This is a genomic window from Kribbella jiaozuonensis, assembly GCF_005233875.1.
Classification (GTDB): Bacteria; Actinomycetota; Actinomycetes; order Propionibacteriales; family Kribbellaceae; genus Kribbella; species Kribbella jiaozuonensis.
Window position 1 is genome coordinate 1,230,718 of record NZ_SZPZ01000004.1, and the last position, 16,134, is coordinate 1,246,851.

General features: G+C 68.6%; 13 protein-coding genes. 3 read left to right on the top strand and 10 right to left on the bottom strand.

All coding sequences use genetic code 11. The features are described from left to right. Nucleotide 1: 1 nt before the first annotated feature. The 8 genes from FDA38_RS31855 to FDA38_RS31890 are packed head-to-tail and all read right to left on the bottom strand — an operon-like array spanning nucleotide 2 to nucleotide 8,670. Nucleotides 2–1,372, bottom strand: coding sequence for an amidase (locus FDA38_RS31855; RefSeq protein WP_137257787.1), 1,371 nt, complete (start codon nucleotides 1,370–1,372; stop codon nucleotides 2–4). Between the two features lie 11 nt (nucleotides 1,373–1,383). Further along, nucleotides 1,384–2,145, bottom strand: coding sequence for an SDR family NAD(P)-dependent oxidoreductase (locus FDA38_RS31860; RefSeq protein WP_137257788.1), 762 nt, complete (start codon nucleotides 2,143–2,145; stop codon nucleotides 1,384–1,386). 12 nt (nucleotides 2,146–2,157) lie between these two features. After that, a complete protein-coding gene (locus tag FDA38_RS31865) occupies nucleotides 2,158–3,591 on the bottom strand; it encodes an aldehyde dehydrogenase family protein (protein ID WP_137257789.1) in 1,434 nt (477 codons plus the stop codon). After that, nucleotides 3,588–4,457, bottom strand: a complete 870-nt coding sequence (locus FDA38_RS31870; RefSeq protein WP_137257790.1) for an ATP-binding cassette domain-containing protein — start codon at nucleotides 4,455–4,457, stop codon at nucleotides 3,588–3,590. Before FDA38_RS31870 ends, FDA38_RS31865 begins: the two co-directional genes overlap by 4 nt. Then, nucleotides 4,450–5,403 (bottom strand): ABC transporter ATP-binding protein, encoded by a 954-nt coding sequence (locus FDA38_RS31875; RefSeq protein WP_137257791.1) that lies wholly within the window; start codon nucleotides 5,401–5,403, stop codon nucleotides 4,450–4,452. Before FDA38_RS31875 ends, FDA38_RS31870 begins: the two co-directional genes overlap by 8 nt. Further along, entirely contained in the window at nucleotides 5,400–6,218 is an 819-nt protein-coding gene (locus FDA38_RS31880) for an ABC transporter permease (RefSeq protein WP_137257792.1), read from the bottom strand. The genes FDA38_RS31875 and FDA38_RS31880 overlap by 4 nt, the downstream gene beginning before the upstream one ends. Next, nucleotides 6,215–7,162, bottom strand: a complete 948-nt coding sequence (locus tag FDA38_RS31885; protein WP_137257793.1) for an ABC transporter permease — start codon at nucleotides 7,160–7,162, stop codon at nucleotides 6,215–6,217. The genes FDA38_RS31880 and FDA38_RS31885 overlap by 4 nt, the downstream gene beginning before the upstream one ends. Further along, the gene (locus tag FDA38_RS31890; RefSeq protein WP_233715039.1) at nucleotides 7,159–8,670 is read right to left on the bottom strand and encodes an ABC transporter substrate-binding protein; all 1,512 of its coding nucleotides are present in this window, start codon (nucleotides 8,668–8,670) and stop codon (nucleotides 7,159–7,161) included. Before FDA38_RS31890 ends, FDA38_RS31885 begins: the two co-directional genes overlap by 4 nt. 100 nt (nucleotides 8,671–8,770) lie before the next feature. On the opposite strand from FDA38_RS31890, the gene FDA38_RS31895 reads away from it, so the two are divergent. Genes FDA38_RS31895 through FDA38_RS31905 form a run of 3 tightly spaced genes read left to right on the top strand, consistent with a single transcriptional unit; the run spans nucleotide 8,771 to nucleotide 12,618 of the window. Beyond that, a complete protein-coding gene (locus FDA38_RS31895) occupies nucleotides 8,771–9,529 on the top strand; it encodes a FadR/GntR family transcriptional regulator (protein ID WP_137257794.1) in 759 nt (252 codons plus the stop codon). Between the two features lie 51 nt (nucleotides 9,530–9,580). Continuing rightward, nucleotides 9,581–11,230, top strand: a complete 1,650-nt coding sequence (locus tag FDA38_RS31900; RefSeq protein ID WP_137257795.1) for an FAD-dependent oxidoreductase — start codon at nucleotides 9,581–9,583, stop codon at nucleotides 11,228–11,230. Beyond that, on the top strand, nucleotides 11,230–12,618 hold the full coding sequence (locus tag FDA38_RS31905; RefSeq protein ID WP_137257796.1) for a sensor histidine kinase: 1,389 nt from the start codon (nucleotides 11,230–11,232) through the stop codon (nucleotides 12,616–12,618). Before FDA38_RS31900 ends, FDA38_RS31905 begins: the two co-directional genes overlap by 1 nt. A 101-nt stretch (nucleotides 12,619–12,719) precedes the next feature. On the opposite strand, the gene FDA38_RS31910 is transcribed toward FDA38_RS31905, so the two are convergent. Both FDA38_RS31910 and FDA38_RS31915 read right to left on the bottom strand, forming a co-directional pair. Beyond that, the gene (locus FDA38_RS31910; RefSeq protein ID WP_137257797.1) at nucleotides 12,720–13,268 is read right to left on the bottom strand and encodes a hypothetical protein; all 549 of its coding nucleotides are present in this window, start codon (nucleotides 13,266–13,268) and stop codon (nucleotides 12,720–12,722) included. Nucleotides 13,269–13,403: 135 nt separating this feature from the next. Beyond that, entirely contained in the window at nucleotides 13,404–15,962 is a 2,559-nt protein-coding gene (locus tag FDA38_RS31915) for an MXAN_6230/SCO0854 family RING domain-containing protein (RefSeq protein WP_137257798.1), read from the bottom strand. Nucleotides 15,963–16,134: the final 172 nt, after the last annotated feature.

A 16,134-nucleotide genomic window follows, 5' to 3' on the forward strand; every position in this document is an offset into this window, starting at 1 on the left:
GCTACTCCATCGGCCAGGCCCGGCTCTCGGTCTGGTGGTCGGCCAGGTAACCGGCCAATGCCAGTGCCCTCATGTCTTGATGATGCGGTACGGCGAGCTGCGCGCCAATGGGCAGCCCCGCAGCGGACCACCCGACGTTGACCGTGGTCGCCGGGTGCTGCGACATGTTGTACGGGACCGTGAACCCGATCTGCTCGAACGGTTTCGACGGGTCGTCCGTCGGATAGGCGAGCTCCGCCGGGAACGCGGTGATCGGCGCGACCGGCGACAGAATCACGTCGTACGCCGTGAACACCTGCCCGACCGCAGCCGCCATCGCACCCATCTGGCTGTACCCGTGGAACACGTCGGACCCGGACAGATCCCCCGCCGTCGACACCCACTCCCGGATCTGCGGCAGCACCTTCGCGCGCCGCTCCTCGGGCAGCGCGGCGATGTCCGTCGCGGAGCGGATCCGCCAGAAACGATCGAGCCCGTCGAGCATCTCCCGCGTGATGATCGGGTCGATCGGCTCGACCAGCGCACCCGCCTTCGACAGTACGTCGGCCGTCGCCGACACCGCCGCGATCACGGCCGGATCCACCGCCAGCCCGACCCCGGCATCGAGCAACAACGCAACGCGCAGCCCCTCGAGCTCGACCCCGAACTCGTCGTCGGAAGCAGGAAACGACGTGTGGTCACGCGGGTCGTACCCGGACATCACCGACAACGCCAGCGCCGCGTCACCGGCCGTACGAGTCAACGGTCCGATCGCCCGCCCCGGATACGGATTCCCGACCGCGACCCGCCCGTGCGTCGGCTTGAGCCCGACCAACCCACACCAGCCCGCCGGCAACCGGATCGACCCGCCGATGTCCGTCCCGATATGGATCGGCCCGTACCCAGCCGCCGCCGCGGCCGCCGCACCCGCACTCGACCCACCGGCAGTCTTCGTCACATCCCACGGATTCCGCGTCAGATGATGGAACGTCGACACCCCCGACGAGAGCATCCCGTACTCCGGCATCGTCGTCTTGCTGAAGATCACCGCCCCGGCCGACCGCAGCCGCGCAGCAGCCGGCGCATCCTCTACCGCCGGGCTCAACAACGTCGCCGCAGTCCCCTGCGGCACCGGCGTACCGCGGGTCGCGATGTTCTCCTTCACCGTCACCGGCACGCCGTCCAGCGCACCCGCCGCCCCCTCCCGCCAGCGTCGTTCCGACTCGAGCGCCGCCGCCCGTGCCCCTTCGGCGTCGAGCGCGTACAGCGCACAGATCTGCGGCTCGAGAGCGTCCACCCGGGCCAGCACGTCCTCGATCACCTCGACCGGTGACACCGAGCCGTCGCGGTACTTCGCCAGCAGTTCAACCGCCGTCAGATCGGCGAGACTCATACACACACCCCTCAGTTCGGTGGGTCGAAGCGGCCGTCGACCGCGGTCCAGCCGCCGTCGACCGCAAGTACGCTCCCGGTCACGAAGCTCGCCGCGTCGGACGCGAGGTACACGACCGCGCCCGCCAGCTCACTCGGCTGCGCCCACCTGCCGAGCGCACCTTTCTGCGCGTACGCGGCGTACCACGCGGGATCGGCCTTGATCTGCGCCGTCAGCGGGGTCTCGACGACGCCGGGCGCGATCGCGTTCGCGCGTACGCCGGACGGCCCGAGCTCGGCCGCCGCCGTACGCAACAACTGCACCAGCCCGGCCTTCGTTGCCGCATACACCGATTGCCCCGGCTCGACCGTGGTCCCGCGGATCGAGCTGAACCCGATGATGCTGCCACTCCCCCGCGCCGCCATCCCCCGCCCGAACGCGCGGATCAGCTCGAACGAGGCCCGCAGGTTCAGCGACACCACCCGGTCGAACTCCTCGCCGGTGTAGTCGAGCATCCGCTTCCGCACATTGGTCGCCGCCGTGAACACCAGCACGTCGACGGGATCCAGCTCGTCCACCGCCCGCGCGATCGCAGCGTCATCCAGCACATCCAGCTCGTACGCCGTGAGCTCGGACCCGGCCGTCGCACGAGCCGCCGCGAGGTCCCGGTCAGCACACGTCACTCGCGCACCCTGCGCAGCCAGTGCCAGCGCACTCTCGCGCCCGATCCCACTCCCCGCGCCGATCACCAGCGCGTGCTTGCCATCAAGCCGGAACAGATTCGCGTACTCCATACGGGCCACCTCTCACGGGCGTGGACGGATGATCGCCATGCGGGTTGTGGTCAGTTCCTCGATCGCGAAGCGCGGTCCCTCACGGCCGGTGCCCGAGTCCTTCACCCCGCCGTACGGCATGACGTCGGAGCGGAATCCGGGTACGTCGTTGATCACCACTCCGCCGACCTCGAGCCGATCGATCGCGGCGAACGCGGTGTCCAGCGAGGACGTGAAGACGCTCGCGTGCAAGCCGTATCGCGTCTCGTTCACGGCCCGCAACGCGCTGTCGACATCCGGCACCGATCGCACCGCGATGACCGGTCCGAAGATCTCCTCGTCCCACGCCGGCAGACCATCAGGTACGTCGGTCAGCACGATCGGCCCGAGTACGTCGCCCGGCGCCTCGTACGCGATCGACCCGCCGGCATGAACGGCATCCCCGACCCACTGGCGGACCCGATCGGTGGACGCCGGGTTGATCAGCGCAGACACCCGCGTCAGAGGGTCGCGCGGGTCGCCGACGACGACGGTCGGCAGCCGAGCACCGAGTTTCTCCAGCAGTTCCGAGCGGATCGACTCCACCGCGATGACGCGCTGGACCGAGATGCAGGCCTGGCCGGAGGCGTAGTACCCGCCGCGAACGATCGCATCGGCGGCCGCGTCCAGATCGGCGTCCTCGGCAACGACCAGCGCGGAGTTGGAGCCGAGTTCGAGCAGGACTTTCGTCGGCGCAGCGTCACGCGCGATGCGATGACCGACAGCCGCAGATCCGGTGAACGAGACGGCACCAACCCGACCGTCGGTGGTGAGCGCCGCGCCGACATCCGCTCCGCCGGTCACCAACTGAACAGCGCTCTCCGGTGCACCCGCGTCAGCAAGCGCGGAACGCATGAGGTGCACAAGCCACAGCGTGGCAAGCGGCGTCTGCGGCGCCGGCTTCACGATGATCGGGCAGCCGGCCGCGAACGCAGGCGCGATCTTGTGCGCCGCCAGCAGCAACGGGTAGTTGAAGCCGGTGATCCCGACGACCACGCCGATCGGCTTACGCACCCAGAAACCCTGCAGACCTTCACCACTCGGCAGCAGATCCAGCGGCACCGTCTCACCGTGCAGCCGAGCAACCTCTTCCGCCGACGTCTCCAGGGTCAGAAGCGTCCGATCGATCTCCACCCGGCAGTCGACAAGCGGCTTGCCGGTCTCGAGCACCAGCAGATCCACGAACTCGTTGCGTGCGGCAAGGACCGCGGAATGCACGCTCTGCAGGACTTTCCGACGCAGGTACGACGGAAGCCGGCCAACCGTCTCGCGGACGGACAGGGCGTTGTCGAGCGCGGCCCGGGCCAGCTCGACGTCGCCGACCGGTGCGTCCGCGACCGTCGAACCGTCGTACGGGAAGATGACCGGAGCTGTTGCCGCCGCCTCGACCCAGGCCTCACCGATCGGCAGGCCGGCTGGGAACTTCACGCTGGATCTCCCTTCGCGAGCAGGTCGGACGTGGTCGCGCCGGACAGCGCGCGCTGAAGCGTGGGGATGGCCGAGACGAGGCGCTGCGTGTACGGGTGCTGCGGAGCGGCGTACACGTCGCCGGTGTAGCCGGTCTCGACGATCTGGCCGGCGTTCATGACGGCCACGCGGTCGCAGACGTGCTTGATCACGGACAGGTCGTGCGAGACGAACACCAGCGTGAGATTGAGCTCGTCGACCAGGTCGGAGATCAGGTTGAGGACCTGCGCACGGACGGAGACGTCGAGGGCGCTGACTGGCTCGTCGGCGATCAGGATGCGCGGGCGGGGCGCGAGTGCACGCGCGATCGAGATGCGCTGACGCTGACCGCCGGAGAACTGATGCGGGTACCGGTCGCCGGCGTCCGCGGACAGGCCGACGGCTTCGAGTAGCTCGCGTACGCGCTCGCCCGAGGCGGGATGGCCTTGGACGACGAGCGGTTCGGCGATGATGTCGCGGACCCGCATCCGTGGGTCGAGCGAGCTCATCGGGTCCTGGAAGACGAGCTGGAGGTTCTCACGGAGGAAGCGCAGGCGGCGGTCGGACAAACGGGTGATATCGGTGCCTTCGACAATCACATTGCCGGACGTCGCGCGGTCGAGGGCCGCGATGATCCGGAGCAGCGTGGACTTGCCGCAGCCGGACTCGCCGACGATGCCGAATCGCTCGCCCTGCTTGACTTCCAGGCTCACGCCGCGCAGCGCGTGTACGACCGGAGCGGGCTGGAACAGCGAGGTGCGCGGCCGCGGATAGTCGCGGACGAGATCGACGACCTGGATGGCGGTCGGCGTCTCGAGCTCGTGCGTCGTCGGAATGTGCTCAGGCATCAGTCACCCCCGCAGGGTGATGGCACGCGAAGCCCTCCGCCTCGTCGCCCGACCATGGCGGCGACTCTTCGCACAGCGCGGTGGCGTAGGCGCAGCGGGTGCGGAAGACGCAGCCCGACGGGAACTTGCCCGCGGGCGGCACGTTGCCGGGGATCGTCGTCAGTCGACGGGTGGTCGTGTCGAGGTCGGACGCCGCGAGCAGGCCCTCGGTGTAGCGGTGGCGCGGGCGCGTGAACACGTCGGCGACGGGACCGGACTCGACGACCCGTCCGCCGTACATCACCAGCACTCGTTCGCAGACGGTCGCGACAACGGCGAGGTCGTGGGTGATGAAGAGGAGCGCGGACGAGCGGTCCATGACGCCGCGAACGATGAGGTCGAGGACGAGAGCCTGGACAGTGACGTCGAGCGCGGTCGTCGGCTCGTCGCAGATCAGGAGGGACGGATCGTTGGCCAAGGCAAGCGCCAGGACGACTCGTTGCCGTTGGCCACCGGACAGTTGGTGCGGATACGCGCGCAGGGCGTCGGCCGGGAGTTGAACGCGTTCGAGCAGCTCCGCGGCGGCCGCACGTGCTGCAGACTTGGGCTTGGTCTTGTGGATCAGCATCGCCTCGGTGAGCTGGTCGCCGATCCGCATGGTCGGGTTGAGCGCGGTCATCGGCTCCTGGAAGACCATCGCGATGTCGCGACCGCGGACCTGCGACATGCGGCGTTCGTCGGCACCGATCAACTCGTGGTCGACACCGTCGAGGCGGACCGAGCCGCCGGCGTACACGTCCTCGGGAAGTAGTCCGAGCACGCTCAACGCGGTCAACGACTTGCCCGACCCCGATTCCCCGATCAGCCCGACCCGCTCCCCCGCGCCGACAGTCAGGTCGACATCGGACACCAGCGTCGTGTCGCGGACTTTGACGGACAACCCGCGAACCGTCAGCACGTCGCTCATCGGCGGTCCTCCAGTTTCGGGTCGAAGCGATCGCGGAGGCCGTCACCGAGCAGGTTGAAGCCGAGTACGGCGATGGCGATCGCGATCCCTGGGAAGATCGCCAGCCGCGGAGCGCTGAACAGGAACTCCTGGCTCTCCTGCAGCATCCGGCCCCACGACGGTGTCGGCGGTGGCGTGCCGTATCCGAGGAACGAGAGCGCCGCCTCCGCGAGTACGGCGATCGCGAACGACACGGAGGCTTGCACCGTGATGAGACTGGTCACGTTGGGCAGCACATGCCGGACCGCGACCGGCAACGGCCGTCGTCCGGCCGCACGGGCCGCGAGCACGTACTCCGTCCGCATCACCTGCAGCGCGCCGCTCCGGATCACGCGGACGAAACTCGGCACCGAAGCGATGCCGATGGCAATCATCGCCGTCAGCGTGCTCGCCCCGAACACGGCGCCGAACATGATTGCCAGCAGCAACGCAGGAAACGCGAGCAGCAGGTCGTTGCCGCGCATGATCACCTCACTCGGCCAGCGCCGGACCATCGCGGCCAGGATCCCGAGCGGTACGCCGATGACCGCGGCGACGCCCACTGCGACGACGCCGACGAACAACGTCGTACGCGAGCCGACCATGATCTGGCTGAGCACGTCGCGCCCGAACTTGTCGGTCCCGAACCAGTGCGACCACGACGGCTCCAGCAACCGCGACGCGGGCGTGACCAGGGTGGCGTCGTACGGCGTCCAGACGAACGAGACGAGCGCCATCAGAACGATGAGGCCGACGATCACGCCGCCGGCGATCAGGCTCGGGTTCAGTCGCCTCATGATGCCGTCCTCAGGCGTGGATCGAGAGCGACGTACAGCAGGTCGACGATGAAGTTGACCAGGAGAACGGCGAGGACGAGGACCATGACGACGTCTTGGACCAGTAGGAGGTCGCGGTTCGAGACGCCGTCGAGGAGGAGGCTACCGAGGCCGGGGATGACGAAGACTCGTTCGACGACGACTGCGCCGATGAGAAGGGTCGCGAGCTGGAGGCCCAGGACTGTTACGACGGGGACGGCGGCGTTGCGGAGGCCATGACGCCAGAGGGCTTGAAAGGGCTTCAGGCCTTTGGCTCGCGCGGTACGGAGGTAGTCCTCGCGGAGGACGTCGAGGACCGCGCTGCGGACATACCGGGTGAGGACGGCGCCTTGGACCAGGCCGAGTGAGAGCGCCGGCAGGATCAGCTGCTTCAGGAACATCCCGGGGTCCTGCGCGGGCGGGGTCCAGCCGTTCGCGGGCAGCCAGCCGAGCTTCACCGCGAACACGACGATGAGCAGGATCCCGGCGAGGAACGCCGGTACGGCGACGCCGACCTGGGAGACCGCGGACAGCGCCAACCCGGACAGCTTGCGGTGCCGCGCGGCCATGATCGTGCCGGCCGGGACGGCGACGAGCAGCGCGATGATCATCCCGGCCACGACCAGCCACAGCGTCACCTGCAGGCGATCGAACACCTGCGGCCCGATCGCCACCTTCGACACGTACGACGTACCGAGGTCGCCGTGCAGCAGTCCGCCCAACCAGTCGAAGTACTGCGTCGGCAGCGGGCGGTCGAGGCCGAACTGCTGCCGCAACTCGGCCACCGCCTCATCGGACGCGTTCACACCGAGCGCGACCCGGGCGGGGTCGCCGGGCAGCACCGCCATGAACGCGAACACCAGCACCGAGCTCACCGCAAGACTGACCAAGAACACGCCGGTGCGCTCGATCAGGCGGAGAATCATCGGGCGAGCTTGGAGAGATCGAAGTTCTCGGTGATGGCGTTGGTCGGCAGGCCCTTGATGTTCTTGTCAGCGACGATCAGGTTCGGGATCAGGAACAGCCAGTCGCCCGCGGCCTGCTCGGACAGCCGGCGCGCCGCCTTCTTCATGTTGTCGACCTGCGCAGCCTCGTCACCGGTGTCCGCGGCGGCGAGATAGCCCTGCAGGGTCGGATCGTCGTACCGCGTGTAGTACTTCGCGTTGAACACCGCACCGAGGTCGCGCGGCTCGACGTGGGCGATGATCGACATGTCGTAGTCGGCGTTCTTGAAGACCGTGGTCAGCCAGGCGGCGGGGAACTCGAGCTGGTCGATCTGCACCTTCAGCCCGGCCTGCTCCAGCATGCTCTTCACCACCTGGCCGCAGGACGTTGCGTACGGCAACGTCGGCAGTCGCAGCCGGAGCGTCTTGCCGGTCGCACCGGATGCCTGCAGCAATGACTTCGCCTTGGCCAGGTCGTACGGCGCGACGCCGGTGAGGTCCTCGTACCACGGGTCGGTCGGCGGGACCATGCTGCCGATCAGCTTGCCGCGACCGGCCCAGCAGGTGTCGAGCAGTGCCTTGTGGTCGATCGCCATCCGGATCGCCTGGCGGGTCCGGAGGTCCTTGAACACCGGCCGGGAGTTGTTGAAGGACAGCAGCACCTCGCCGTTCGTCGTACCTTCGATCACCTGGTACTTGCTGTTGCTGGTGAACTGGCTGAGCGCTTCCGGCGCCTGGACGGTGCCGATCACGTTGATCGTGCTGGTCAGTAGGGCGTTGTTGAGCGCGGTCGCGTCCTTGAAGTACTTCAGCGTGATCGTCTGGAAGAACGGCTTGCTGCCCCAGTAGTCGTCGTTGCGGACCATGACGATCGAGTCGCCGCGGTTCCACTTCGAGAACTTGAACGGGCCGGTGCCGACCGGGTCGGTCGCGAGCGCGCTGACACCGCTCTCCGAGAACATCGCGCCGATCCGGGTGGTCATCCGGAACAGCCAGTCGTTGCTCGGCTTGGACAGCGTGACCTGCAGCTGCGTCGGCGAGAGCGCCTTGGCCCCGGAGACCACGTCCATCGCGGCCTTCAGCGAGATCGTCCACGCGGTCTTCACCCGGTTGATGCTGAACACCGCATCGTTCGCGGTGAACTGCTTGCCGTTGGTGAACTTCGCGTTGTCGACCAGGTCGAAGGTGTAGGTCTTGCGGTCCGGCGAAACCGTCCACGACTTCGCCAGCGACGGCACGATCTTGCCGGAGTCGTCCTGCTTGACCAGCGTCTCGTACACGTTCCCGAGCAGCGCCTGCGGGATCGCGGCACCGTCGGTGGTGGTGAAGTCCAGACTGGCCGGCTCGGCGACCAGGCCGATCGACAGCTTCTGGTCCCCGCCGGGCGAACTGCCTGAAGAGGTGCTCGAACCCGCTGAGCAGGCGGTCAGGGCCAGCACCGCCGCGGAAGCGACGAACGCGACCGCCCGGATGCGAAACGACGACTTCACGCCAACTCCTTCACTGGTCCGACCAGTGGACTAGGTGTAACTGGGCCACTAGATTTGTCCCCTGCTCAGGTGCCTGTCAAGCGACTAGGGGGTGCGCCGGATGACAACTGGACCGCAGTTCAGTCCGGTACAGCCCGTGCGCGCGTACGAACGGATCGTCGAACAGGTCGAGGACGCCCTCGCCCGCGGCGACCTGGCCCCGGGCCAGCGGCTGCCGAGCGAACGGGAACTGGTCGCGCAGTTCGCGGTCAGCCGATCGACCGTCCGCGAGGCGCTGCGGGTGCTGGAGAGCAACGGCGTGGTCCGCTCCCGCCCGGGCGATCCCAACGGGCCGGAGATCCTGCCGTTCTCGCAGTCCGCGCTGCGCAAGCAGATGGTCCGCCTGGCGCGCGTCGACGAGCTGACCCTGAGCGAGCTGATCGGGTTCCGGATGATCATGGACGGCGCCGCGATCCAGGTCGCGTCCCGGCTGCGGACGCCGGAGGAGCTCGACGAGCTGGAGGAGACGCTGGTCGCGATGCGAGCCGCGATCGACGTCGACTTCGGCGCGTTCAGCCAGGCCGATCTCGCCTTCCACGAGCTGATCGCGCGGATCAGCCGTAACTCGTTGATCCAGACCTGCAACGAGGTCGTCCGCGGCGTCGTACTCAGCCTGATCTCCGACAAGATCGCGCACGCGCCGAACAGTCGCGCCCTGATGCTCGAGTCACTGCACCACCACGCCGACGTCGTCGACGCGATCCGCACCGGCAACGGCCACGCCGCCGCGCGCCTGGCCCGCCAGAACATGTACGACTACTACGGCGGGTATGTGCCCGACTCCGAGCAGGAAACGTTGCGTGCACTCATAGAGGACTGAGGTACTCCCGTGGCATTCTGACGGGATCGGTTCACTGGTGGGGGGCACCGCGTGAGCAAACCAGCGATTCTGACTGTCGACGACGATCCAATGGTGTCGGCGGCGATCTCCCGGGATCTACGCCGCCGGTACGGTGACGACTACCTGGTCGTGCGCGCGACCTCGGGCGACCAGGCACTGGCCGCGCTGACGAAGTTGGCCCTGCGCAACCAGCCGATCGCGCTGATCGCCACCGACCAGCGGATGCCCGGCATGACCGGTATCGAGCTGCTCGAACGGGCCCGCGTGCACGCACCGAGCGCGAAGTACCTACTGCTGACCGCGTACGCTGACACCGATGTCGCGATCCGGGCCATCAACGACATCGGCCTCGACTACTACCTGCTGAAGCCGTGGGATCCGCCCGAGGACCAACTGTTCCCGGTCGTCGACGACCTGCTCGGCGACTGGCAGCACGCCAACCCCGACCACGTCTCCGATGTCCGGGTCGTCGGCAACCGCTGGTCGGACCGGTCGCACGACATCAAGACCTTCCTGGCCCGCAACCACGTGCCGTATCGCTGGTACGACGTAGAGCGCGATCCGGAAGCCCAACGGCTGAAGGACCTGGCCGATGCCTCCGACAACGATCTCCCGCTGGTGCTGATCCCGGAGAGCGACACCCTCCGCTCCCCCACCACCCTCGACCTCGCATCGGCGCTCGGCCTGCGCACCAGAGCCGAACAACCGCTGTACGACGTCTGCATTGTGGGCGGCGGACCCGCAGGCCTGGCTGCCGGCGTGTACGCCGCGTCCGAAGGCCTCAGCACCGTGATCGTCGAACGCGAAGCGCCCGGCGGCCAGGCCGGACTCAGCGCCGCGATCGAGAACTACCTCGGCTTCCCGCGCGGACTCACCGGCTCGGACCTGGCGGCACGAGCGGTCGCGCAGGCATCCCGCTTCGGCGCCGAGATGGTGCTCGCGCGTTCGGTCGTCGGACTCGAGTCGCGCGGGCCCGTGCACGCCGTACTGCTCGAAGGATCCGGTGAGATCGAGGCCCGCGCGCTGATCGTCGCGACCGGCGTCTCGTACCGCAGCCTCGACGTCGACGGCCTCGCAGACCTCACCGGCCGCGGCGTCTACTACGGCGCCACCGCCAGCGAGGCCAGCCAGGTCCAGGACGACGAGGTGTACGTCGTGGGCGCGGCGAACTCGGCCGGCCAAGCGGCCCTCAACCTGTCGCGCTACGCCAAGCGGGTCGTGCTCCTGGTCCGCGGCGAGTCGCTCGAGAGCTCGATGTCGCGGTACCTGATCGACAAGATCACCAACGCGCCGAACATCGAGGTCCGGTGCCGGACAGAGGTGGTCGGATGTCGGGGCGACGGCCACCTCGAGGGCCTGACGTTGGCCGATGGCAACTCCGGTCGCGTCGAGGAGGTTCTCGCCAGCTGGTTGTTCATCTTCGTCGGGGCGATCCCGCGGACCGATTGGCTCGGCGACTCCGTGGTACGCGACGAGAAGGGCTTCGTGGTGACCGGACCCGATGTGCTCGCGTTCGATCGGTGGTCGCTGCCGCGGCCGCCGTACGCGCTGGAGACCAGCGTGCCCGGGGTGTTTGCCGCGGGCGACGTTCGGCTCGACTCGATGAAACGGGTGGCCTCCGCGGTCGGCGAAGGCGCCATGTCGATCTATCTCGTCCACCGCTACCTTGCGACCGTCTGATGCGCGCCGACGATCTGCGAGACATCCCGCTCTTCGCGGGACTGACCGACGTACAGCTCGAGGAGCTGATCGACGGCAGCACCGAGGTGCCGATCGAGCTCGGGGCGGACCTGTTCCACGAAGGTGAGCCGGCAGACTTCTGGTGGGTGCTGGTCGACGGCGTGATCGCGCTGCACCGCAAAATCGGCCGCGAGGACACCGTGATGGGCAAGATGGACGTCCCGGGCCGCTGGGCCGGCGGGTTCCGCGCGTGGGACGAGCACGGTGTCTATCTCGCCAGCGGCCGCGGCCTGGCCGAAGGTCGGGTACTGCGGGTGCCAACCGATCTGCTGCGGGAACGGGTCGACGCGTGGTTCCCGCTCGCCGGGCACTTGATCAGGGGCGTGTACGGGACCGCGCGGGCGATCGAGTCGACGGCGCGGCAGCGGGAGTCGCTGATCACGCTCGGCACATTGGCGGCCGGGTTGGCCCACGAGATCAACAATCCAGCTGCGGCCGCTGCCCGCTCGGTCAGCGCGCTCGACACTGCGTGCGTCACGTTGCTGTCGGCGCTGCGCCGGCTCGCGGAGGGCGAGGTCTCGGCGGTGCAGTTCAGTGCACTGGACGAGCTGCGGCTGGAGCTTGGCTCGGGTACGGCGGCGCCGGATCCGGTCGACCTGGCCGACGACGAGAACGTCATCTCGGACTGGCTCGGCGATCACGGTGTCGCCCAGGACTGGCTGATCGCGCCGCCGTTGGCCGCCGCGGGCGCCGGCGTCGAGTGGTGCGAGCGCGCGGCCGACGTACTCGGAGATGCTCTGGAGCCCGGTCTGGAATGGGTGGCCAGCACGCTGTCCGCGGCGACGTTGCTCGGCGAGGTGAAGGAGTCGACGCGGCGGATCACCGAACTGGTGGCGGCGGTCCGCTCGTACTCGCAGATGGACCGCGGCTCGATCCAGACGATCGACGTGACCGAGGGCATCGAGAGCACGCTGGTGATGCTCGGGCACAAGCTACGCGACGGCGTCGAGGTGATCCGCGAGTACGGCGCCGACGTACCGCGGATCGACGCTTTCGCGGGCGAACTCAACCAGGTGTGGACGAACCTGATCGACAACGCGGTCGATGCGATGGAGGGCGCCGGCACATTGCGGATCATGACCCGGATCGACGGCGACCGGATCGTCGTCGAGTTCACCGACACCGGTCGCGGTATGCCGACGGAGGTCGCGGCCCGGGCGTTCGAGCCGTTCTACACGACCAAGGACGTCGGCAAAGGCACCGGCCTGGGGCTCGACATCGCACAACGGATCGTCGCCGAGCACCACGGCGGCACGATCACGATCGCCTCGCGGCCCGGCCGGACCACCTTGCAGGTGCGGTTGCCGCGGCAGCCCGCGACGGGCTGATTCGTACCGAACGACAGGGTAGTGGCGGTGCGCGCCATGACGCCGTGGAGCCCGCCCGCTCCGGTGGCGTGGAACTACGTCCTGTCGTTCGGTACGGGTCCTCAGGTGTCGTGCTCGAGAATGCGGACCCGCGGCACCTTCAGCAGCTTGCGGGCCTTGGTGGACCAGTCGGAGCAGACGAACCGGGCCGCGGTCTCCGGCCAGGCGACCACCACGACCTCCTGGCTACCGGTGGTCTTCACCATCTGCATCAGCGCCAGCATGATCTCGCCGTGCGTGATGGACACGTGGACCTGGTACCCGCTCGCGGCCCGGAGGCGGCGCGAACTGTGTTCGATCACCGACGCGAGGTCGACGGCCGGGTCTGCCAGGGTGGCCGTCGGTGTCCGGCTCGGAGCGGCTGTCGGGCCGACCCGTGCCGACGGAGCTGTCGCCGAGCCGACCACGGCCGCCGCGCCGGTCGTCCCGGCCACGTCCGCGAACGTCGAACCCAGCAACGCCATCGGACCACCGATCCCGCTGTCGGGATGGCTGGAGACCAGCAGGTGGTAGCCAACGGCTTCTTCATGTCGTGCGTACAGGGCGGCAACGCGGCGCGCGTCGCCCTCGCTCATCTCCCGCTCGATGAGCACCACCACGTCGTACGTCATTCGTGGCTCCCTTCGCGTCAATTCCGTTGTACTCCTGCAGCGGAGCGCACCAAAGCGACACCCCCGCCTCCGTCACGGAACTGTCAAACATTTCTCAGGCCCCTGCCAGACTCGCCCGAGCGCAGGGGCCGCGTCTCAGCCGGCCCGCAGAGTCGCCCGGGCGCGAGTGTGAGGCGCAAGTACGGCGAGCAGGTGCGGCGCGTCGATCAGCTCCACGCTCGCGTGGTCGAGCAGACGCGGATGCAGCGCATACACTTCCGCCCCCGAGCGCGGCGTGACATCACCAGCCAGAACGGCGACGAAATCGGCGCGGTTGGCGGCATCCTCGTCCCACCGCCGGTCAGGCTCCAACCGGGCCGTCACCCGCCGCGCGAACGCCGCAAGCTCCTCGGACGGCTCCCGCTGATACCCGACGACAGATCCGTCGGCACACCGGACGGCGATCTCGTCGGCGCGCGCGGCCGCGTGCCAGCAGCAGACCTCCCACAGGCTGACCCGATCGCCGGACCCGTGCACTTCCTCGAGCGTCGCGGCCATCAGCCCGAGCTGACCGCCGTACCTCGCGATGTTGTGACCGTATCCGGCCGCGCCCAGGTTCACGTCGTACCAGCGCAACTCTTTGGTCTGCAGGTCGACGCCGAACGGCATCAGGATCTTCGCCGGCCCGGACAGATCGAACCGCTCCTCGACCGCGGCCGGATCGAACAGGCCATTTGGTTGCCGCATCACCCCAACGAACCCGCGCGCCAACTGATCGAACGGTACGTCGTTGTAGCTGAACACAACCGGGAGCACGTAGCGCCCGTCGACCCGGCGCACCGCGCGCAGATCGATGTCCACGAACTCGGTGGACCCGTGCGGCGCCGGCGCGGACGTCAGGTCACCGGAGTGCACCAGCGCATCCTGGTCGAACCGCAGCCGCGTGTAATCGCAGAGCCCGACGAACGCCCACTCCTCGTCGAACACCGCCACGGACAGATCGAGATCGACCCGCCGTCCGGCCGGCTCGACCCAATGCAGGAACAGGCGCAGCAGTTCATCCTGCGGGATCGGCACCGCACTCCCCCGCGTCATCCGCAGCAGACTCGAGGACGCGCTCCGCTCCGAACCAGGCGCCGCCAGCCGGGTCAACTCCTCGTCCAGGAACGCCCGCCGCCACCGCGGCAGATCCGTTGCCCGACGCAACATTTCACCGGTCAGTACGCCGGACAACTCGGTCGCCAGCTCGCTCGGCAACGGCTCGCGGTCGTCCACGGCCGTCCAGATGCGGGCAGTGCCGCCGCGCGGGAAGAACAGCCGCAGATCACCCGGCGGTGTGCGGACTTGCCCGAGCGCGGCAGTGATCACCACCGGAGCCACGTCCGAGACTGCGGTCGTCAGGGCCTCGACGAGCGTGACGTGCTGCTCGGGCGGAAGTACGCGCGCGAGGTGGACAAGTCGACGTACCAACTCGCCGGGACGCTCACGCAGCAGGTCCAGCGCCTGCTCCGGCCGCCCTTGGGCGAAGGCGCCTTCGACCCGCGAGGCGAACGTGCTCATCACGAGCCGTCCGTCCTCGACGCGAATCAGAGGATGCTGCGCGGCCTCACCGGCCACTGCGCGCCCGGCTGGAGTCCCGAGGTCCAGATCGGTCTGCCGAAGGACTGCGAACGCGAGCGCCGCAACCGGGAAACGGGTCGCGAACTCGAACGGGTGCAGGTTCTCCGCGATCTGCTTCCATGCCCGCTCGTGGCGCAGCAGATCCTCGACCAGCGTCTCCGCCGGCAACCGGTCCAGCCGCTGCAGCACCAGCCGCCGAGTTGCCCGCGGCAACGACTTCCGCCGGGCCGGCGGCGTCCGCAGCCCGGGGTCCGCGTCCATCAACGCATAGATCAAACGCAGTACGTCGGTCGCCGTGTCGGTCCGATCGATCAGCTCCGGGTCGTCGGCGAGGAAGTGCGCGATGACGAGCGCCCGGGTCTCGCGGACCGGGATCTCGTCCGGCAGCCAGGACGGATCGGCAGCGTCGAGCAGCACCAGCAGGTCAGCACGATCCGCGGCCGAGAGCGGTGCACGCCGCGCCAGCAAGATCTCGACCGTCTCGCGGGCTGAGTCGTCTGTTGCCGGCGAGAGCAGACGCAAACGGTCCGACCGGACGTGGGCCGGCTGCTGCTCGTCGAACGACGGTTTCAGGAACGGGTCCTTGCGGTCGATCCGACGCAGGCAGAGCGGACAGGCACTGAAGTCCGAGCCGTCCCAGCATGTCCGGCAAACCAGATGGGCGCACGGGGACACCGGATGCACCGCCTTGGTGTCGCCGCAGAGCACGCAGGGCTGGTCGGGCTCCTGGAGGAGACGAGCGAACACCCGGTTCACGTAGAAGGTCTCGGTGTTGCCTGGCACGCTCTCCGGGAAGCCACGGAACAGCGGCGTGTGGTGGGTGTCGTGACCGGACTCGGCGTCGAGCAGGTCGAGCAGTGCGCCGCCGAAGCCGGCGAGTGCGGGAGCCGACAGCGAGGCGCAGTACCGGTAGAGGCCGACGGACAGCAGGAAGCCTCGCTGGATCAGGTCGGCCTGGAGCGCGGACAGTCCGGTCTGGATCGTCAGCGGACGGCGGAGCCATTGCCAGGCCGTACGGCGTACCGCCGGGGTCAGCGTGGTGACGTCGACGAGCCGGCGGCGGCGCAGCAGGACCTGCGCAGTTTCTTCCGGCATGGCGTCTCCCCGGTGGCGTCGTGAGATGAAGGCACCAGGGGCGGAGAGTGGACGCGCTACTTGGCCTGGTGAAGGAGAAGGAAGCACGTCCAGGAGCCGCCCCTGGCACCGAGAACGCTACCGGGGCCTACCGACAGTTTCGGGGCCATACCGCCCCACAAAGAAGAGCTCC